General features: G+C 56.7%; 1 protein-coding gene. It reads right to left on the reverse strand.

Features of this window, described 5'->3' with window-relative positions; all coding sequences use genetic code 11:
• Positions 1-214 precede the first annotated feature (214 nt).
• On the reverse strand, positions 215-381 hold a 167-nt coding region (locus ALO43_RS29490; protein WP_328586983.1), incomplete at its 5' end, for a 3-oxoacyl-[acyl-carrier-protein] synthase III C-terminal domain-containing protein.

The following is a 381-nucleotide window of genomic DNA, read 5'->3' on the forward strand; positions in this document are numbered from 1 at the left end:
GCTCAACGTCGAATGGCGCAGAGTCGAGTTGTCGTGAGGAAGGCAGGGAACCAGGCGAGGTTGGCGTTCCAGACGTGGTGTAGGCGGTAAACATGATCGATACCCGTGATGGCTTCGTAAAAAGCCAACACAATAAAGATCCGCCGGGGTGCAGGTTACATAACGGGATATGACAGGCAGCGTCTGATATGCAGACGCTGCCCATAAAGCGCTATCAGCGCTTGCGCAGAATCACGCTGCCAATCGAGTAACCGGCACCGAACGAGCTGAGCACGGCGAGCGCGCCCTCGGCCAAGTCATCCTGATAGGAATGAAACGCAATGACCGAGCCTGCCGAGCTGGTGTTACCGTACGTGTCGAGAATCACCGGCGCTTCCTCTA

It is taken from the genome of Pseudomonas tremae, assembly GCF_001401155.1.
In the GTDB taxonomy this organism is placed as follows: domain Bacteria; phylum Pseudomonadota; class Gammaproteobacteria; order Pseudomonadales; family Pseudomonadaceae; genus Aquipseudomonas; species Aquipseudomonas tremae.